A 19,194-nucleotide genomic window follows, 5' to 3' on the forward strand; every position below is an offset into this window, starting at 1 on the left:
CGGTGCTCGAACAGTCGAAGCACGGTCAATCTAGACCATCGGGGTCGGGATGGAGAGAGGATGTGTGAAATTCGTGACCGCCCTTTGCGGGCGGCCGCCGGGACGGCTCTCCGGCGGTCTTCCCGGGGAGTCCGTTCAGGTCTCCTTGCGGAAGACGAGGACCTCCGTGGAGGCCACGCCCAGGGGCGCCAGGAACCCGGCCTCCAGGGTGCAGCCGAGGGACGCGAAGAGGTCCACGCAGGCCCGGCGGGGCATCGCCGCCGGGTACGAGTCGTGCCCCGGCCCGCCCCGGGTGGCCCAGGCGCGCATCGCCGCCGGGTCCAGGCAGTTCTCCGTCATGACGTCGAAGACGATCCGCCCGCCGGGCCGGACCACCCGGGCCATCTCGAAGAAGTAGCGGGCCGCGACGAGGAAGGTCACCGTGTTGAAGACCTTGTGCGCCTGCACGAGGTCCACGCTCGCGTCGGGCGTCGGAGCGAGACCCGCGCCGTCGGCCGGTCGGGCCACCACCCCGAACGTCTCCACCAGGTACGCCGCCCAGGGTGCCGCCGTCTCGTAGATCTCGTACCGCTCCGGCGAGCACTCCTTGAGGGTCCTCTCCAGGTACCGCCCCGACCCGGGGCCGATCTCCAGCACCGTCCGCGGACCGGCGGCGAACACGCCCAGCTCGCCCAGCCTGTCGACGGTGGAGCGGGTGGCCCCGGGCGTGCCGTTCATGACCTGGTCGATGTGGTCGCCGACCGACAGCCCCGCCACCCGGGCGGCCCGCATCGTCGCCTCGAACGGCAGGAAGTCGTCCACTCCCTGACGGTTGTTGGTACTGCGCACGATGTCGAACCCGGTACGTCCCAGGAGCCTCTTGACCCCCGTCTTCACCGCTGAGATTCCCCTGTCCCTCGGCCTCATCGAGCTCGCCCCCATGGTCGTCGGCACGGTCCGCGTCAGCTTAGGTTCGCGGGCGCACGGGCGCAGCGGGACGCCGCATTTCACGCCGGGCGCACGGCGGCACACAGCGGCATACAGCGGCACATGGCAGCACACGGCGGCACACGGCCGGGAACCGGCCCCGCCGATGCCGTCGCGCACACCATCGGGAGCGGCCGGGCGCGCGGCCACGCCCGGCGCGAGCCCCCGGCCCCGGACAGCGGTCCGGAATGCCGCCGATGATCCCCCCGGAGAGGGGTAGGCGGAGCTGCATGACCGTCTACGGCTTTCACGCCTCGCACGAACAGGTCCCTCCCGCCGCCCTGTTGGCGGCGGCCGTCCAGGCCGAGCAGGTCGGCTTCACGGCCGCGATGTGCTCGGACCACTTCTCGCCCTGGAGCACCCGCCAGGGCGAGTCGGGATTCGCGTGGTCGTGGCTGGGGGCCGCGCTCCAGGCCACCGGGTCCATCCCGTTCGGGGTGGTCAACGCCCCCGGCCAGCGCTACCACCCGGCGATCGTCGCGCAGGCGATCGGCAGCCTGGCCGCCATGTACCCGGGCCGCTTCTGGGCCGCGCTCGGCAGCGGCGAGGCCTCCAACGAGCACATCACCGGCGCGGGGTGGCCGCGCAAGGACGTGCGCAACGCCCGCCTGCGGGAGTGCGTCGACATCATCCGCGCCCTGCTGCACGGCGAGGAGGTGAGCCACGACGGCCTGGTGACCGTGGACCGGGCCAGGCTGTGGACCCGCCCCGACACGGTGCCCCCGCTGATCGGCGCCGCGTGCAGCGAGCGGACGGCGCGCTGGTGCGCGGACTGGGCGGACGGACTCATCACCGTCAACGCCCCCGCCGAACGACTGCGCCGCATCGTCGACGCGTACCGCTCGGCGGGCGGCAGGGGCCCCCTCCACCTCCAGGTCCACGTCAGCTGGGCCCCCGACCGGGAGACCGCGCTCGCCCTCGCCCACGACCAGTGGCGCACCAACGTCCACGGTCCGCCCGCCAGTTGGGACATCGACTCCGCCGAGGTCTTCGACGCGGTCAGCGAGCACGTCACCCCCGAACAGGTGGCCCGCTCCGTCAACGTCTCCGACGACCTCGCCCAGCACGCCGCCTGGCTCCGGGAGTACGCCGAACTCGGCTTCGACGCCGTCATGGTGCACCACGTGGGCCGGGAACAGAGCGCCTTCCTGGACGCCTTCGGCGCCAAGGTGCTCCCGCAACTGGACGTCACCCCCGCACCCCCCTCCACGGCAGGCGGTTCCCGATGAGGCTCACCCGGACGTCCGACCTGTGGTGGAAGAACGCCGTCGTGTACTGCCTGGACGTGGAGACGTACCAGGACAGCGACGGCGACGGCACCGGCGACTTCGCCGGACTCACCCAGCGCATCGACCACCTGGTGCGGCTGGGCGTCACCTGTGTGTGGCTGATGCCCTTCTACCCGACCCGTGAGCGCGACGACGGCTACGACATCACCGACTTCTACGGCGTCGACGAACGCCTCGGCACGCTCGGCGACTTCACCGAGTTCGTCCGCACCGCACGCGACCGGGGCATCCGCGTCATCGCCGACCTGGTGGTCAACCACACCTCGGAGCACCACCCCTGGTTCCAGGACGCCCGCTCCGCCAAGGACTCCGCCCACCGCGACTGGTACGTCTGGGCGGACGAACCGCCCCAGGACGGCCCCGAGGGCGTGGTCTTCCCCGACGCCGAGGACAGCCTGTGGGAGTACGACGAGACCACCGGCCAGTACTACCTGCACCGCTTCTACAAGCAGCAGCCCGACCTGAACATCGCCAACCCCCGGGTCCGCGACGAGATAGCCCGCATCATGGGCTTCTGGACCCAGCTCGGCCTCTCCGGCTTCCGGGTGGACGCGGTGCCCTTCCTGCTGGAGACCGACGGCCAGCGGGACGCGGACCGGCTCCCCGACCCGCACGAGTACCTGGCCGACCTGCGCGCCTTCCTCGGCCGGCGCAGCGGCGACGCGGTCCTGCTCGGCGAGGTCAACCTGCCCTACGACGACACGGCGCTCTTCTTCGGCGAGCCCAGCTCCGGCCGGGGCGACGAGCTGACCATGTGCTTCGACTTCATCGGCATGCAGCAGATGTACCTGTCCCTGGCCCGCGGCGAGGCCACCCCCCTCGCCCGCAGCCTGCGCGAGCGCCCGGCGGCGCCGCGGGACGCCCACTGGGCGACCTTCGTGCGCAACCACGACGAGCTCACCCTCGACAAGCTGACCGACGCCGAACGCGCCGAGGTCTTCGCCGCGTTCGGCCCCGAGAAGGACATGCAGCTCTACGACCGCGGCCTGCGCCGACGGCTGCCCCCCATGGTCGACGGCGACCGGCGCCGCCTGGAACTCGCCTACAGCCTGCTGTTCACGCTGCCCGGCACCCCCGTCCTCTTCTACGGAGAGGAGATCGGCATGGGCGAGAACCTCGCCGCGGAGGGCCGCCAGGCGGTCCGTACCCCCATGCAGTGGACCGCCGACGAGAACGGCGGCTTCTCCACCGCCGACCCCGCCGACTTCCCCAACCCGGTCGCGGACGGGGCGTACGGCCCGGAACAGGTCAACGTGCACGACCAGGCCCGCGACCCCGGCTCCTTCCTCGCCCGCATGCGCCTGCTGATCGAGAGCTACCGACAGGCGCCGGAACTGGCCTGGGGGGAGTTCGACCTGCTCGACAGCGCGGACCCGGCGGTGCTGGCCCACCTGAGTTCGCTGCCCGAGGGGGCGGTCCTCGCCGCCCACAACTTCTCCGGCGACAGGGCCACGGCGTCCCTGACGGTCCCCGGCCTCGGCCCGGACGCCGAACTGACCGACGTCCTCACCGGGGCGACCCTCACCACCCGGTCCGACGGCCGCCTGCACCTCGGCCTGGAGCCGTACGGCTACCGCTGGCTGCGCGTGTCGACCCGACGGGACGACCCGGACCGGACGACGAGCACCTGACACCGGGCGGCGGCACGGGGGCCGGGAGGCATCAGACGACGGAGACCAGGTCCACCACGAAGACGAGCGTGGAATGCGGCGGGATCAACGGCGAAGGGGACTCCTTCCCGTAACCGAGCCTCGGCGGGACGACGATCTCACGCCGCCCGCCGACCCGCATTCCCCTCAGCCCCCGGTCCCACCCCTTGATGACCCGGCCGCCCCCGACGGCGAACTTGAACGGCTCACCCCGCTCCCAGGAGGAGTCGAACTCCTTCCCCGAAGCGAAGGCGACCCCGACGTAGTGCACCCGCACGACCCTGCCCGGCTTCGCCTCCGCCCCGTCCCCGACCACGAGGTCCCGCACGGTCAGCTCCTCGGGAGCCTCCCCCTCGGGCACGTCGACCACGGGCTTGGTCGGTCCACTCATCACAGCCTCAATCGCTCCTCGCCGAAAACACCGATCGCCCCCAGTACATCAAACCCGGCAGCCGCACAGCCCCGCCCCGCCCGGCCACCGAGGGCCGCCCGAGATCGTCACGACCGCCGTTTGCGGGCGAACACCCACCGGTTGCCGCCCAGGGCGTCGTTCGGTTCGGGCAGGGGGCCGCGGCCGTGCCGCTGGGTGAACTCGTAGGGGACGTGGACCGAAGCGGACCAGCCCCGGCCGGTGAGGTGGCCCACGGAGTCGGGCCGCGGCGCCAGGTCGAAGAGGGTGAGCAGGTCGATGCCGATCTGCTCAGCCGTGGCGGTGTAGAGCGGGCTGTCGCGGTGTGCCAGCAGGTCCTCGTCGAGTTTGACCTCGTACGCCAGGGCGCTGCCTGCCGTGGTCAGCCGGTCCACCGTGCCGATGAGGGACGTTTCCGCGGCGGGCGGCAGATAGAAGAGCAGTCCCTCGGCCAGCCAGACGCTCGGTGCGGCCGGGTCGAATCCGGCGTCGGTGAGTGCCGCGGCCCAGTCCTCCCGGAGATCGGCCGCGACGGGCACACGTGTGGTCGTCGGTACGGCGGAGAGCCCGTCCAGCACCCGGCGCTTGAACGACAGCACTCCTGCCCGGTCGACCTCGAAGACCACGCAGCCCGCGGGCCAGTCGAGCCGGAAGGCCCGGGAGTCCAGCCCCGCGCCGAGCAGCACCACTTGTCGGGCGCCGCCGGTGTGCACCGAGCGCAGGAGGAAGTCGTCGAGGACCCTTGTCCGCAGACCGAAGTAGCGGGCGAACCGGCCCCACAACGGGTCCGCGTCCCCGTCCGGGACCTGTGGCGGACGCACCGGCCAGTCGGCGGACGCCGGGGCGGCGCGGACGAAGTGCTCCGCGTAGGCGTCCGCGGCCAGGGAGTCGTGCCGGTGGGTCTCGATGGCCCGCGCCGCGGCCACCAGAAGGGCGGTCACCCCCACCCCTCCTTCCACGCCTTCCGTACCGGTGTCGCAGGGGGTTGGACCGATCACGTTTCCTCCGTCGTCGAAGCGGTGGCGGGCTCGGGCGGTGGCGGGCCGTCGGGGCCGGTGGCGTCCTCACGCGTCCCCGTCCGGCGGGACGAGGACGGGTTTGACCACGCGGCCCGCTGCGCAGTCCTGCTCCGCCTCGTTGATGTCGGCGAGCGGATACGTACGGATCAGCCGGTCGAACGGGAAGCGTCCGGCCTGCCAGAGCGCGATGAGGCGCGGGATCAGCAGTCCTGGCACCGCGTCCCCCTCGCAGAGGTGGGAGAGGGTCCTGCCGCGGTCCAGCGCACCCGGTTCGAGGGGCAGGGCGGTGTGCAGCCGTGCCACCAGGCCCAGGTGGCCGGTCGGACGCAGGGACCGCAGCGCGTCGTTGATCAACCCGGGGGAGGCCGTGGTGTCCAGTGCGCAGTGCGCCCCGCCGTCGGTCAGACGTCCGATACGGGCCGGCAGGTCGGGAGTTCCGGAGTGCAGCGCGGTCGCACCGAGGTCTTCGGCCAGGGCCAGGCGTTCGGGGTGCCGGTCGACGGCCACGGTGAACGCTCCGGCGGCGGTGGCCGCCATCACCGCGGCCAGGCCCACCGCTCCCGCGCCGAACACCGCGAGGGTGTCGCCGGGTCCGGCGCCGAAGGTGTTGAGAACCGCTCCGGCACCGGTGAGGAACCCGCAGCCGAGCGGACCGAGCAGTTCGACGGGGAGCGAGGGGTCGACCCGTACGGCGTTGCGCGCCCGGACCACCGCGTAGGCGGCGAACGCGGACTGGCCGAACCAGCGGGGAGCCAGCGCGTCGCCGGCCCGGTCGGTGAACCGCACGGGGTCTTCGACGCGCCCACCGAAGAGGTTCAGCGCGGCGAAGGAGTCGCAGTAGGCGGGCGCCGCGCCCAAGCAGTTGCGGCAGCGGCCGCAGGAGTCGAAGCTCAGTACGACGTGGTCGCCGTCGCTCAGGCCGGTGTGCGGGCCGCCCGTCGCCACCACGGTTCCGGCGCCTTCGTGGCCCAGCACCGCGGGCAGCGGCGAGCGCCCCGCCGAGTGGCGCACCGCGAGGTCGGTCCGGCACATTCCGCAGCCCGCGATCCGCACCAGGACCTCGCCGTCGGACGGTCCCGCGTGCCGCACGTCCTCGACGGTGAACGGGCCGTCGTACGACCGCAGTACGGCCGCGCCGAATCTCACCGCCCTCCCTCCGGCCGTTCCTCCCGCGGGCGGTGCACGACGAAGGGCCGGAGGTTGCCGTGGAGCCCCCACGGACCGCCCGCGACCCCCACTCCGCTGTCCTTGGTTCCGGCGAAGGGCTGGGCGAGGGACAGTTCGGCGTGGTGGTTGATCCACGCCGTCCCGCACTCCAGCCGGCCGGCCGCCTCCTCCGCCCGGTCGAGGTCGGTCCCCCAGGCCGAACCGCCCAGCCCGAAGCCGGTGTTGTTGGCGGCGTCCAGGGCCTCGTCGAGGTCCCGGTAGGGCAGCACCGGCAGCACGGGGCCGAACTGCTCCTCCGTCACCACCGGGCTGTCGGCGGGGACGTCCGCCAGGACGGTCGGGGCGAAGAAGTAGCCCGGCCGGTCCAGCCGGTGGCCCCCCGCCGCGGCGCGCGCGCCGTCCGCCAGGGCGCGTGACGTGCAGTCCTCGACCCGGGCGAGCTGGGTGGCGTTGTTGACGGGACCCAGCTGCGTGCCCGGGTCGAGGCCCGCTCCGACGACCGTGGCCTTCGCCCGCTGGGCGAGCGCCTCGACCACGTCGGAGTAGAGCCGGGCCGGGGCGTAGACGCGCTTGACGGCCATGCAGACCTGTCCGCAGTTGCGGAACGCCGACCAGAACAGCCGGTCGGCCACCTCCTCCACCTCCACGTCGTCCAGCAGGACGGCCGCGTCGTTGCCCCCCAGCTCCAGGGTGACGCGGGCCAGCGAGTCCGCCGCACCGCGCGCGACGGCCCGGCCGGTGGGAACCGACCCCGTGAAGGTCACGTGGCGGATTCCCGGATGGGCGGCGAGACGCGCCCCCAGGGGTTCCCGCCCGGTGACGATCGTCAGCACCCCCTCGGGCAGCACGGCGGAGAGCACGGACCCCAGCAGCCGGGTGGCCAACGGGGTGTGGGGAGAGGGCTTGAGCACCACGGTGTTGCCGGCGGCGAGCGCGGGCGCGAACTTCGCCGACGCGAGCTGGAGGGGAAAGTTCCACGGGACGATCGCCGCGACGGGCCCGAGGGAGCGCCAGTGGATCTCGCTGCGTACCGGCCGGCCGTCCTCGATGGGCTGCGGCTGAAGGGACTGAGGGGCCGACTCGGCGAAGAACCGCAGGCGGGCCGCCGTACGGGCGACCTCGTGGTGCGACTCGGCCAGGGGCTTTCCCTGTTCCCGCGTGAGCAGCGGGGCGAGGTCGGCCGCGGCGGCCTCCACGGCATCGGCTGCCGCGAACAGGGCGGCGGTACGGGCGTCCGGGTCGGCACGCCAGTGGCGCCACGCCTCGCCGGCCCCGCGAATGACGGCGTCCAGTTCGTCCGGTCGCTGGTCGACGGCCTCGCCGAAGACCTCGCCGGTCGCCGGGTCGAGAACGGCGAACACCTCCCCGGGGGAACGTTCCCCCGGGGAACGCGGCGCGGCCGGGAGCCCCGGGGCCCGCCCGGACTGTCGCGCTCTCATTCCGGCGGTCACCCCGCGGCGGTGACGGCGGCCGTGTGTTCCCCGGCGTGCCGGTCCATCTCGGCCCGGAAGGCGGCCACCAGATGCGGTTTGATCCTCCCCGCGTTGCGGTCGCCGCCTTCGCAGACGGCCCCGCGCACCCCCACGATGTCCGTGCCGATCCGGGTCAGCGCACCGAGGTCCCCCACCCGCACACTGCCCGCCAGTGCGGCGAGCAGGCCGGCGTCGTGGGCGCGCCGTACGAACTCCTCACAGACTTCCGGCGGCACGTGGTCGAACAGCCGTGTCCCGTCCTTCACCGCGGTGTCGAGCATGGCCGCGTCCGAGCCGGAGCGGTGGGCGATGTCGGGCAGCGCGAGCGGATTGACGCAGCCGATCCGGTGCGCGTCGGCGTAACCGGAGGCGACGACGAAGGCGTCCGGCCGATGGTCCTTCACCGCCCGCACGACTCCTCGCATGACCTCGACGGCCTGCTCGGGAGTCGTGCATCCGTAGAGGCCGACCTTGATGTACGTGGCGCCGGAGACCACCGCGCCGAGTGCTGCCTGAGCCACGGTGCCGGGCTTGTACGGCACGTCTCCCACGGTGGCGGACACCGGTTTGTGCGCCGGCACGGCCTCGCGTATCTCCCGGATGACCCAGGGGAAGTTCGCGCCGAGTGAGCCCTCGTCGGGTTTCTTGACGTCCACGATGTCGAGGTGCTCCGCCGCCTTCGCGCAGTCGTGGGCTTCCTGGACGCCGTCCGGGGAGATGAGAAGCAGCAACGCGCACTCCTTTCCCCGCACAGCCGTCCGCCCGGGTGGCCGGGTGGGGTGGCGGGGTCGCTTGGGCATCTTGCGGTGTGTGCTCATCGTGCGGGCAGCCCGTGGGCCCCGGTAGGGCGCGCAGAGACCGAATTGAGCACTGCGCGCCTTCCGAGTGCGCCGTGCACTCCGGTACTCCGGGCGCCCGCCGCGGGTGCCCGCGCCCACCGCTCCGTACGGGACGCCGGAGGCGACGCACCCGGCCCGTTATGTCCGGGCAACGCCAGATTCACTCTTTCTGCTGACCACCGGGTGCCTCCCGGGACAGGGCGATCAGCAGCCCGCATAGTGACAGCGCGACGGCTGCGGTTCCCCGCAGACGCGGGCCTGCTGCCCGGCACGGCGTCCACCGTCGTCCACCGGTACGGCCCTGACCCGGCCGGAGTGGTACCACCCGGCCGTCCCGAGTTCTGTTGTGCCCGACGAGAGGTAGGAATGCATGCGTGACGAAGCAGTCAACCGCGTGAAGGTCGTCTTCACCCTGTTCGACGCCGACGGCAACGGGGTCCTGGAATCCGACGACTTCGCGCTGATGAGCGACCGGGTCGCCGCGGCCGTGCCCGATGCCGACGAGGCGCGCAAGAACGCCATGCGGGCCGGGTTCACCCGCTACTGGAACACCCTCGCCGGTGAACTCGATGCCAACCGCGACGGGCGGATCACCTACGACGAGTACCAGGAGTGCGTCCTGTCGCCGGAGCGCTTCGACGGGGCGATCGCGGAGTTCGCGGCCTCCTTCGCCCGCATGGGAGACACCGACGGCAGCGGCAGGGTCGCCCGGCCGGCCTTCACCGGCATGCTGCGCGGGGTCGGCTTCGACCTGCCGAACATCAACGCCCTCTTCGAGGCCCTCGGACCCGACGACTCCGACCGGATCGCCGTCGACGCCTGGGAGACCGAGATCAGGAACTTCTACGCCCCCGACAAGGGCGGCATCCCCGCGGACCTGCTGGCCGGCTCCGCCGTCGGCTGATCCGGGCAGCCCGGTGGCTCCCCGTACGGAGCGAGCCACCGGATCTCCTCACGAGCGCAGGGCTCCCGGTGCCGCGTGGTCGACCGCGGGGTACCGGGTGGCGCTCTTCGACCGCGCGGAATCCGGCCGGGCCGACGGACTCGCCTGAGCGCGCGCAGGGCCGACAGGGGGCGCCGCCCCCTGGAAGGCAAGGAATGGTTCTCCCGGCGGCCCTGGCCGAAATGACATACGCCGACCACGCCGGAAGAGGCGTGGTCGGCGAGATGCGGAATTGGCCATGGTGCGGATATGGCCAATCGGTGCACCGGGTTATCGACTCGTTCTCATTCGAGCCGCTGCCCGTCAGAGGATTTCGATGTCCTTCACCTTCGGCGGGCGGTTCGGGAAGGAAATGTCGGTCCAGCGGTTGACGCGTACGGAGTCACCGTTGGCGTCGTAGTAGATCAGGTCGTTGTTTCCCGTGGAGATCCGGTCGACCCACCAGTTGCCGAAGTTGGTCCGACCCTTGTTGGCGTAGCAGTCCACGCTCTGCTGGCCGTTGCTGTGCGACCAGATCTTGAGGAAATTCTCACCGCCACGGCACTCGACCCTGTCGATGGCGAAGGCGTTGCCACTGGGCATCACCACGGTGAACGCGGCCGCGGCGGCGACCGCCACGGTTGCGGAGCGGGCGAACCTCTTGGTTTTCGAAAGCACAAGAACTCCCCTATTGCCGAGCCCGGACGTGACCTTGTCCGTGGTCGTTCCCGGGACATTTTTTCCGCTTGCACGATCACGATCGAGCAGGATGCCTGTACATGGCAATCGTTCAAATGGGACATGGCTGGAACCGGCTGCCAAATGTCCTGATCAACTTCATTCGGACTATTCGGCGGCTTTATAGAACAGAATTTCGGTCATTGGTGGCGACGAGAAGAAGACACGACTCCCACCTGACGGCACCAGGCACGCGGGTGCGCCGGCCCGGGCAACAGTTCGTTGTTGTGGCAGGCCCGTCATTCCTCATTCATTTCCCCGTCACGAACCGTCCGGGCGGGGCGGGGCGGACCGCCGGGGGCTCGACGATCCGCGAACGAGGGCCACGACAGCGGTGACCCGCCAGCAGCCTCGACGGGGGAGCGGACAGGGTCCGGGGTGGTACGGGGGCCTGGGCCCGCCGGTGCTGGGACGACGCGCACACCTCGCGGGCCCGTCCGGTGCGGCGAACCCATCCGGTGGCGATCTCGTCTAGACCCGGTTTGACAAGCTTGCGGTCCGCTTCGAGACAAGCATCCTTGTCGCAGCTATCAACGAATGGCTGTGACCTGGCGTAAGTGCCAGCCCCGGTGAACTTGTTCGCGAGTGCCAGCAGCGATCGTTCTGCTGTTTGGAGGCACTCATTCGGCCTGGGCTCGATGGTCACGATGACGGGCAGCACCTCGCTCGGCGACTGATAGGCCGGGCGAGGTGGGCCTGTTGGTGCGACGGACCAACTGCTTTCCGGGCTGGTCCCCCGTGACAGCCCGGCGCCCAGTCAGCTGAGCCGAGTTGTGGCGTACGCCTCGATGGCGTCGCGCTGGTACGCGGCCAGGCCCGGTGCGATCGCCTCGTACGCGGAGCGCCAAGCGCTGTTGTCCACGCAGGAGCGCCCGACGGCGCGGTACTCCTCGGCCGACACGGGCCGCAGTTCGGTCATGGCCTGGTACTGGGCGTCGATCTGGGCCTGCACGGGCGCGGCGTCGGCCGGGTGGCCGGCGGCCATCAGGTCGGCCAGCAGGATCATCTGCGCCGTTCGCTCGCGCTGCCCGGCCTCGATGTCCTGCGGGGTCATTACGGCGACCCTTCGGGCAACTTCCTCGGCGTGCTCGGGGAAGTCGCGCAAGCTCTCCTGGTACTGGGAGGGCTGGATGCCCTCGAACAGGTTCTCCGGTCGGTTGATGGTCATGGGGTTGCCGTCCTTTCTGGACTGTTCCAGGTCGGCGATCGTGCGGGAGACGGTGCCTGCCAGGGCGTCGAGCCGGTCCCGCTCAGCAAGCAGTCGCAGGTGGTGGCCGCGCAGCGCGTCCACCTCGTCGACCTGCTCAGCCAGGATCCGGCCGACCTCAGGAAGCCCTACGCCCAGCGCCCGCAGCACGAGAATCTGCTGCAACCGCAGCAACTGATGCTCCTCGTAGTAGCGGTGGCCGTTGGCCCCGATCCGGGCGGGCGGCAGCAGGCCGACCTCGTCGTAGTGCCGCAGGGTCCGGGCGGTCACGCCCGACATCCGGGCGACCTCCGCGATAGGCCAGTCCATCGCTGTCTCCCTCACGATCGCGTCACCGAGCCGGTTTCTCCGGCCCTGTTGAGGACGGTAGAAGCTGCCGCAGCGGCAACCGCAAGCCCGCACCCTCACGATCTGGATAGCCGCCCGCGACTTTCCCCGACGGCCCACTCAGCACACCAGTAACTTCCAAGACACGGCCTAGTCGACGCACTCGTGGACCCGCCTGACCGACGTACCGGCGCTCCAGGTGTGCGGACGGCTCAGCGTGTCACGGGTGAGGGCGTCGTCCTGCGGCCGGCACCCCTGTAGCCGAGTTCCGTCTCGGCGGCAGAGCTGACTGGCACCGGGCTGTCCCTCCCACTGGGTGCCTGTGGACCGCAGTGTGCAGAGGCATGTCGACCTCGGCTTTCGCGATCAGCGGCGGTCCGCCCTGCCAGGGGTGTTCGCGGTGGGTGAGCTGGGCGGCCGGAGCGCTGTCAGTCGCGGCGGAGGGATCGCAAAGCGGAGAGCACGAAAGTTCGCCTCTCCAGTGACGGCCTGGCGGTTCCCTTTGCCGTGATCTGTCCAGTCCTCGTGCCCCGCTGCCCGTAGCAGGTCGACCGCCCGGCCGAGTTCGAGATCGGCGGTGCCGGTGAGCGGGTGGAAGGCGTACAGGTGCCTACGGGCTTGCTCGACTGTTTCCAAAGCCTTGAACACGGAAACCCAGGGATCTCGCCGTCGCGTCGCTGGCACTCTCTGGCCGACGGTGGGCCGGGACCGCCCCCTCATGGTTGATGTCTGCCTTCCGCACGTCCTCGCGAATGGCTCCCGCTGTCCGGGGTGAAATGATTCCTCGCCGTACGAGTGCGTCGGATCCCTGAAAACGGACACGTGGCCGCTGGACTTCCGCTCCCTCTTGCGCGGGCTCTGCCAGGACCGCCCTGCGCTCCCACCGGCTCAGTCACAGGCTTGCCAGAACGGCACACTCTCGTACGTCCGTGAGGTCAGGACTTCTTCTTGCGCAGGGCCTCGGGCTTGTGGACCGCGGTCTTTCCCGTCTTCTCGCTTTCCACTTCGTACTGCGGCTCGTCCTCGGACGCGTCCACCGTCCGCCCGGAAGCCTCGGTCCGCTCGGTGATCTTTTTCCGCACTGAGCCGGGCACGGTGTTTCCATGACTCGACCAGGTCACCTTGTCGCCTTTGCGAAGGTCCTTCTTTTTCGTCATCTCGCACTCCTGGGGAGTTGCTGTTCGTGTCCGCCATTCTCGGGCAGGGTCTGCCTCCGTGCATCCAGGACGAGGCCGGGGCGAAAGGGGAACGCTGGTGTGCAGGTTTGGCTGTCCCGACGCCCAAGCGGTGAAAACGGCCGACCACATTGCGACAGCCACCACCGCGCCAGTTCATTTTCCGGGGTTGCGCCGACTCCGGGCCCGGTCGGCGACTCGCTGGGCAGCGGGTCGTGGAAGCGACGGCGGACCGTCGCGGCGGGGGAACATCAGGGTGACGCCGGCGGCCATGAAGACCACATGCCGGACTCCGGCTGTAACCCCGTACCCGGGTGCGGCACCATGGCCCGCATGAGTACACCCGCGAGCACCCACGGGAATTCCCTCTTCGAGCGTTTCACGGACCTCAGCCCGGCCCGCGACCGCCTGGACGACCTCGTGGCGCCCGTCGCAGCCGCCGTCCGCGACTGGGAAGGCCCGGTGTCCGCAGCGGATGTCCTTTACACGGAGACGGATCCGGCGGTCGCCGACACCGCCGCCTTCGTCGAGCACTACGGGGACGACCTGCTCGCCGCTTCGGCGAACTGCGTGATCGTCGCCGCCAAGCGCGGCGGTGAGACCACCTTCGCGGCCTGCGTTGTCCCGTCCGCCGCCCGCGCCGACGTGAACGGGGTCGTACGCCGGCAACTCGGCGCCCGCAAAGTCTCGTTCGCCCCGATGGACACCGCCGTCGGCCTCACCGGCATGGAGTACGGAGGCATCACCCCGATCGGACTCCCGGCCGACTGGCCGCTCCTCGTCGACGCGAGTCTCCTGGAGTGGGAACAGGTACTGATCGGCAGCGGTCGCCGGACCGGCAAGCTCGTCGTCCCGGGCAGCGCCTTCGCCCAGCTCCCCGGCGTCGTCGTCCTCACCGGCCTCGCGGCCTGACCCACCTTCACCCCGGGGCCTCCACCAGCATCGACTCGCGCCGCTCAGGCGAGAGGCTCCAGGCCCATCGCTCCGGGTCCCTTGCCGCGCTGGTGTCGGCGCAGCGGTGGGCGGGGGATGCGGTTTTCGGCCGGCAGCCGCTGAGTGTGGTCCGCAAGGACACGAGAGCGGTGCAGCAGGTTCCGGCGTCGGCGGATGCGCTGGGCCAGCCCGTCGACGTACTCCGGTGTGACCCCCGCGCCGAACAGCACGTGGATGTACATCGGGGCCAGGACGTGGTCCAGCACGTCCAGTGCGTCCGGTGGAGGGTGATTCTGCCGGGAAAGGGCAAGAGGCAGGGGTGACGATGACTTTCGGTGCCTTTGTCCCCGGTACCCCCGATCCGCCAGCGTTCGCGGGCTTCTGCCGGGCCCTTCTGGGCCGGCAGGAGGAGGATCGCGAGCCGCAGTGGGTTCGCCCGGGGGGCCCGGAGCAGCACCGGCCGAGTCTCGGTTTCCAGATGGAGAACGGCCATGCGCCTCCCGCATGGCCGTGTCGACGACCTGGAGACGGAGGCCGCGCGAGCCTGCGCCCTGGGGGCGACGGTGGAGGAGCATCGGTCATGTGCAGGACTTGATGGTCGGTCTGCCGAGAGGCGGGCCGATGGCTTGTCGTGAATTCATATGTTCATCGAGGAAGAAGCACTGTGACACCGCACCAGGGCGCGTCGGCGCCGAACGAGGGAAGTGACCCGGCCGAGTCGGGACGGAGCACCACTGTCCGGAGCCGTCGGACGGGCTGGCAGCGGCTCCTGCCCGGCATCACCCCGGAGCGCAGGGGTCTCGTGCTGGCCTGGTGGGGTTTCACCGTCACCTTCGGTGGCATGCGGCTGCTGACCTGGCTCATTCACATCGACATGGCCGGGGTGGGCGACGTGCAGGCCGGGGGAGTGCACCTCCACCACTACGTGTGGGGAATCCTGCTGCTCGCCCTGGTGGGGGCGGTCGGCCTGGTCCACCGCTCGGCGCGCACCAGGGCCTGGACGGGACTGGCGTACGGAGTGGGGCTCGCCCTCGTCGTCGACGAGGCCGCCTTGCTGATCAGCCTGGAGGACGTGTACTGGGACACCCGGGGCGGCATCAGCATCGCTCTCGCGCTGGCCCTGATCGCCGTCGCGGGAAGCGTCCTGGCCTTCACACGCGGCCGGCGGGACCCTCAGGGGCACGCACGGCGAGGAACCGGAACCAGGACCCCCTGACGAGCAGGACGCCAAAGTAGGCCCCTCGTAGGCCGGGACCGCATGCCGGCACCGGTCTCAGGCTGCTGCGGCGGGCGGTGCCGCAGGCCACAGGCGGCGGCGTCGGAGAGCGTGCCCGGAGTGTAGGCGGCCAGGGCTGCGAGCAGAGCGGTCGCACTGTCGCACGGGCAGGAGCCAGGAGCTTGCCGAGGGAGGAATTCCTCCAGTCCGGGTCGGAGAATTCGGCCGGGAACCACGGGCCTCGCCCATGAACCGGTCCCCGCCCGCTACGGCGCGGTGGTGAGCCTGCCCAGCACTTCGTACACCTGCTGTGAGGCCAGCGGGGGAACGGAGAGCGGCGCGTGGGCTGTTCCCGTGCCTACTCCCTGGAGCAGGAAGGCCACCTGGCGTCGCCAGGCGTCGGGGGCGGTGTCGGCGACTGCGCGAGCGAGCGCAGCGTTGGTGCCGAAGAAGAGCAGGAGGTCCTCGCTGGTGAAGTCCGGGCGGACGGCACCGGCCAGCCGGGCCCGCTCGATGATCCGTGTCGCGGCGTCGTGTGCCTGGCCGCAGATGACCATCAGGCGCTCGGCGGCCGGAAAGCGTCCGCTGACGACGTCGGCGACCGCGGGGTCGGTGGCCTGCAGTTCGCAGACCCTCGCCACTCTCACCGGCCTGACCCCGTCACCGCCCACTCCTGCGCCGCGCATGCCCGTGACTCCGCCGGAAACCGCTCCCCATGCCCGGCCCCGTCACCTTCACCGCCGCCGCGGACCCCGCATGATCGGCCAACCACCGCCTGGACAAACGGAGTTACGGCTTCAATGCCCACGTCTCCATCCGCAACGCCGGCACCGACGGGACTCCACCAGCGTGGCCGCATTCCGCGTGAAACCGGCTGCATACCACGCAGTACCCACCAGAACGCCCCCTGACCGGACCCCACGACGCGGTTCGTCGCCCCGAAACCGGTTTCACAAGCAAATTTCCTGCAGTCGAGGCCGGTTGGCGAGTTCCGGCGGGCGTGTCGCAAAGTTCCGGCCCGGTTCTTCCGGCGCTCATCGGGCACTGATGGCCTGAACCGCATCCTGCTTCGTGGCGCAGACATGTGTAGCGGAGCACCGGTGATGAACGGCATCGTCCCGGTTCAGGGTGTCGAGTCCGCCCGTAATACCAAGTCTTTAGACACTTCCGGGATTGCCGCCCGGCAGCGTGGGCTAACTGATCAGCACCAGGGGTAAGGTTTCGGCCCCGGTGCGGTCCGAGGGGGAATGAATGGATGGCTTGAAGTCCGTTTGTACGGTGTCCGGATCAGGGGCCCCGGAGGCCCGGCACGCCGCGACCCCGGCCGGACCTCCGGGACGATTAGGAGTGAGCGCCTTCCCGGGGCGAGGCCCCGGCGCATCGGCCGACCACCGACGCCCGGCCTCCGTGGGAGAACACCGGACGGCTCGGACCGTGCTCTGCGAGCCGGTCGCATGACCTCGGGAGCAGGAGACCTGCGCTTCCAGGTGCTCGGGTCCGTGGCGGTACGGTGCGGGGACGTCCCCGCCCGGCTGCCCAGCACCGTGGCCCGCCGTGTGCTCACCGTCCTGATGCTGTCACCCGGCGAGGTGCTCAGCACCCCCCGCCTCGCCAGGGCCGTGTGGGGCTCGTGCTGCCCGGCCACCGCCTCCAACCAGGTGCGCAAGGCGGTCGCGCAACTCCGCCAGGCGATACCGGGCGCGGGCGGCTACCTCCTCACCGACGGACCGAACTACCGGCTGAACGTCGGCGCGACCGAGTCCGACCTGGTGGAGTTCAACCAACGCCGCCTGCGGGCCCGCACGCTCAAGGAGGGCGGCGCGAGCGAGGCCGAGCTCATCCAGGAGCTGCAGACGGCCCTGTCGCTCTTCCGGGGGCAGGTCGCGGCCGACGTCGTCGACAGCGACGAAGTGGAGAACGGCCTCATCCGCGCCACCGCACGGGTGGTGGAGGAGCGCCGCCTCGCGGTCCAGAAGGAACTCATCGCGCTGCGACTGCGCGTCTCGCCGCCCGCCCTGGTGATAGAGGACCTGCGGGGCCTCGTGGCGCAGCACCCCCTCGCCGAGGACCTGCGCGCGCAGCTCATGCTCGCGCTGTCCCTCTCCGGAAGACAGGCCGACGCCCTCGCCGAGTACGCGGAGATACGCACCCTGCTCCGCGACGAACTGGGCATCGACCCCGACCACTCGCTGGCCCAGGTGCACGAGGCGGTACTGCGCGGCGGCGCGTTCGCCTACCTGCGGTCCGGAGGCGCGCCGCGCCCGTCCGAGAAGAACGCCCGGCCCGAGTCCTTCGAGCTCGACGCGGGTAGACAGTCGGCCCCTCCCCGGGACCGCACGGCACGGCCGCGGGCCACCTGCACCCTGCCCCACGGGCTGACCGACTTCGTCGGCCGCCGCGAGGAGGTCGACACCCTGCTGCGCACCGCCCGCGCGGGCTCCCGGGGCCCCGGCCCGCTGCTGATCTGCGTCGACGGCATGGGCGGCATCGGCAAGACGGCACTCGCCCTGCACGTGGCCCACCGGCTGGCCGAGGAGTGCCCGGACGGCCAGTTCTACGTCGACCTGCACGGATTCAGCCCGCACGAGCGGCCCCGCGAACCCGCCGAAGTGCTCCAGGTGCTGCTGCGCTCCCTGGGCATCAAGGGCAGACGCATCCCCGCGGACCTGGACAGCCAGGTGGCCCTGTGGCGTGCCCAACTCGCCGACGACAGGGTGCTGCTGCTGCTCGACAACGCCGCGAGCGAGGCCCAGATCGTCCCCCTGCTGCCACCGGGCAACGGCTCCCTCGTGCTGATCACCAGCCGTCGTCGCCTCTACGGCCTCGACGGCACCGAACCCTGCCCGGTCCCCCGGATGAGCGCGGGAGACTCCCGCGCCCTCGTCCAGCGCCTCCTCGGGGACGAACTGGAGTCCGAGGCGACCGACCGGCTCGTCGCCTACTGCGGAGGACTTCCGCTGGCCCTGCGCCTGGCCGCCGCCAAACTGCGCAGCCGCCCCACCTGGGGGCTTTCCCACCTGGTCGAGCGCCTGGGCGACATGCGCCGCCGGGCCGCCGAACTCCAGGCGGGCGACCGCAGCGTCCGCCTGGTGCTCCAGCTCTCCGTCGACGCGCTGAGCGAGGCGCAGCGCCACGCCCTGAACGTGATCGCCCTGCTGCCGGACACGAGTCTGGACGTGTACGAGGCGGCCGCCCTGCTCGGCACCGGTCCGGCCGACGCCGAACTGCTGCTGGAGGCCCTGCTCGACGCGAACCTCCTGGAACAGCCCGGCATCGGCCGCTACGCCCTGCACGGGCTCGTGGCCGGTGTCGCGGCCGGCACGGGGGAGTTCGAACAGTTGCTGCGCGGCGACGGGCGGCACGCGGCGCTGCGGCGGCTGCTCGCCCACCACCTGGCCGTCACCACGCGCTGCTGCCTCCTGCTCCGGGGACCGGCCGACGCCCTGCCGGGAACCGCCGCGGAACCGGCCCCCGGACCCCGCGTCCCCGTGCTCCACGGGCAGAAGGAGGCGACGGAGATCTGCGAGCGGGGGCTGCCGGCGATGCTGGCGGTGCTGTGCGCCGCCCGGCACGAGGAGTTCTTCGGTCCGGCCGCCCGGCTCGCGCGCAACCTGCGGTTCGTCCTGTCGCGCGAACACCGGGGCCGGGTGTACGAGGCCGGGCCCGCCGGTCCGGGCGGGGCCGAGGCGTACCGGACGGCGCTGCTCGACCTGGCAGAGGCGTGCCGGGGCAGCGGACTGCTGGAGCAGAGCGCGATGCTGACGGCCGCGGTGGGGCCGGGCGTCCGCTCGGAGGAGCCCGTGCTGTGACCGGGCGGGGGCGGGCCCCGTGGGAGGAGTTCCCACGGGCCCCCGCCCCCGTCGCGG

Annotated in this window: 17 protein-coding genes; 6 read left to right on the forward strand and 11 right to left on the reverse strand. The window is 71.4% G+C overall.

Features of this window, described 5'->3' with window-relative positions; genetic code table 11:
- Positions 1-135: 135 nt before the first annotated feature.
- Positions 136-906, reverse strand: coding sequence for a methyltransferase domain-containing protein (locus tag ACIP93_RS23960; protein ID WP_401761748.1), 771 nt, complete (start codon positions 904-906; stop codon positions 136-138).
- 290 nt (positions 907-1,196) lie between these two features.
- Here ACIP93_RS23960 and ACIP93_RS23965 point away from each other — a divergent pair, with 290 nt between their 5' ends.
- On the forward strand, positions 1,197-2,195 hold the full coding sequence (locus tag ACIP93_RS23965) for a TIGR03885 family FMN-dependent LLM class oxidoreductase (protein ID WP_345226027.1): 999 nt from the start codon (positions 1,197-1,199) through the stop codon (positions 2,193-2,195).
- Positions 2,192-3,886, forward strand: a complete 1,695-nt coding sequence (locus ACIP93_RS23970) for an alpha-amylase family protein (protein WP_401761550.1) — start codon at positions 2,192-2,194, stop codon at positions 3,884-3,886. Before ACIP93_RS23965 ends, ACIP93_RS23970 begins: the two co-directional genes overlap by 4 nt.
- Positions 3,887-3,917: 31 nt before the next feature.
- On the opposite strand, the gene ACIP93_RS23975 is transcribed toward ACIP93_RS23970, so the two are convergent.
- From ACIP93_RS23975 to ACIP93_RS23995, 5 genes are all read right to left on the reverse strand, one after another.
- Positions 3,918-4,295, reverse strand: coding sequence for an FKBP-type peptidyl-prolyl cis-trans isomerase (locus ACIP93_RS23975; RefSeq protein ID WP_345226032.1), 378 nt, complete (start codon positions 4,293-4,295; stop codon positions 3,918-3,920).
- Between the two features lie 107 nt (positions 4,296-4,402).
- Positions 4,403-5,311 (reverse strand): class I SAM-dependent methyltransferase, encoded by a 909-nt coding sequence (locus tag ACIP93_RS23980; protein WP_401761551.1) that lies wholly within the window; start codon positions 5,309-5,311, stop codon positions 4,403-4,405.
- Between the two features lie 66 nt (positions 5,312-5,377).
- On the reverse strand, positions 5,378-6,478 hold the full coding sequence (locus tag ACIP93_RS23985) for an NAD(P)-dependent alcohol dehydrogenase (protein ID WP_401761553.1): 1,101 nt from the start codon (positions 6,476-6,478) through the stop codon (positions 5,378-5,380).
- Positions 6,475-7,938, reverse strand: a complete 1,464-nt coding sequence (locus tag ACIP93_RS23990; protein WP_401761554.1) for an aldehyde dehydrogenase family protein — start codon at positions 7,936-7,938, stop codon at positions 6,475-6,477. The genes ACIP93_RS23985 and ACIP93_RS23990 overlap by 4 nt, the downstream gene beginning before the upstream one ends.
- Before the next feature lie 8 nt (positions 7,939-7,946).
- Positions 7,947-8,702, reverse strand: a complete 756-nt coding sequence (locus ACIP93_RS23995; protein WP_401761556.1) for a (5-formylfuran-3-yl)methyl phosphate synthase — start codon at positions 8,700-8,702, stop codon at positions 7,947-7,949.
- Positions 8,703-9,180: 478 nt separating this feature from the next.
- Here ACIP93_RS23995 and ACIP93_RS24000 point away from each other — a divergent pair, with 478 nt between their 5' ends.
- A complete protein-coding gene (locus ACIP93_RS24000) occupies positions 9,181-9,714 on the forward strand; it encodes an EF-hand domain-containing protein (protein ID WP_401761558.1) in 534 nt (177 codons plus the stop codon).
- A 342-nt stretch (positions 9,715-10,056) separates the two neighbouring features.
- Here ACIP93_RS24000 and ACIP93_RS24005 read toward each other — a convergent pair whose 3' ends face one another.
- From ACIP93_RS24005 to ACIP93_RS24015, 3 genes are all read right to left on the reverse strand, one after another.
- Positions 10,057-10,410, reverse strand: a complete 354-nt coding sequence (locus ACIP93_RS24005) for a beta/gamma crystallin domain-containing protein (protein ID WP_345226048.1) — start codon at positions 10,408-10,410, stop codon at positions 10,057-10,059.
- Positions 10,411-11,227: 817 nt separating this feature from the next.
- Entirely contained in the window at positions 11,228-11,986 is a 759-nt protein-coding gene (locus ACIP93_RS24010; protein WP_401761560.1) for a MerR family transcriptional regulator, read from the reverse strand.
- Between the two features lie 953 nt (positions 11,987-12,939).
- Positions 12,940-13,161, reverse strand: coding sequence for a DUF2945 domain-containing protein (locus ACIP93_RS24015; protein ID WP_401761562.1), 222 nt, complete (start codon positions 13,159-13,161; stop codon positions 12,940-12,942).
- A 351-nt stretch (positions 13,162-13,512) separates the two neighbouring features.
- Between ACIP93_RS24015 and ACIP93_RS24020 the strand changes: the two genes are divergently transcribed.
- The gene (locus ACIP93_RS24020) at positions 13,513-14,091 is read left to right on the forward strand and encodes a YbaK/EbsC family protein (RefSeq protein WP_401761564.1); all 579 of its coding nucleotides are present in this window, start codon (positions 13,513-13,515) and stop codon (positions 14,089-14,091) included.
- Between the two features lie 44 nt (positions 14,092-14,135).
- On the opposite strand, the gene ACIP93_RS24025 is transcribed toward ACIP93_RS24020, so the two are convergent.
- A complete protein-coding gene (locus ACIP93_RS24025) occupies positions 14,136-14,378 on the reverse strand; it encodes a hypothetical protein (RefSeq protein ID WP_401761566.1) in 243 nt (80 codons plus the stop codon).
- A gap of 398 nt (positions 14,379-14,776) precedes the next feature.
- Between ACIP93_RS24025 and ACIP93_RS24030 the strand changes: the two genes are divergently transcribed.
- The gene (locus ACIP93_RS24030) at positions 14,777-15,328 is read left to right on the forward strand and encodes a hypothetical protein (RefSeq protein ID WP_401761568.1); all 552 of its coding nucleotides are present in this window, start codon (positions 14,777-14,779) and stop codon (positions 15,326-15,328) included.
- A gap of 266 nt (positions 15,329-15,594) precedes the next feature.
- Here ACIP93_RS24030 and ACIP93_RS24035 read toward each other — a convergent pair whose 3' ends face one another.
- The gene (locus ACIP93_RS24035) at positions 15,595-16,014 is read right to left on the reverse strand and encodes a hypothetical protein (protein WP_401761570.1); all 420 of its coding nucleotides are present in this window, start codon (positions 16,012-16,014) and stop codon (positions 15,595-15,597) included.
- Between the two features lie 768 nt (positions 16,015-16,782).
- Here ACIP93_RS24035 and ACIP93_RS24040 point away from each other — a divergent pair.
- Positions 16,783-19,137, forward strand: a complete 2,355-nt coding sequence (locus ACIP93_RS24040; RefSeq protein WP_401761572.1) for a BTAD domain-containing putative transcriptional regulator — start codon at positions 16,783-16,785, stop codon at positions 19,135-19,137.
- Positions 19,138-19,194: the final 57 nt, after the last annotated feature.

Source organism: Streptomyces sp. NPDC088745 (genome assembly GCF_044751045.1).
Classification (GTDB): Bacteria; Actinomycetota; Actinomycetes; order Streptomycetales; family Streptomycetaceae; genus Streptomyces; species Streptomyces cremeus.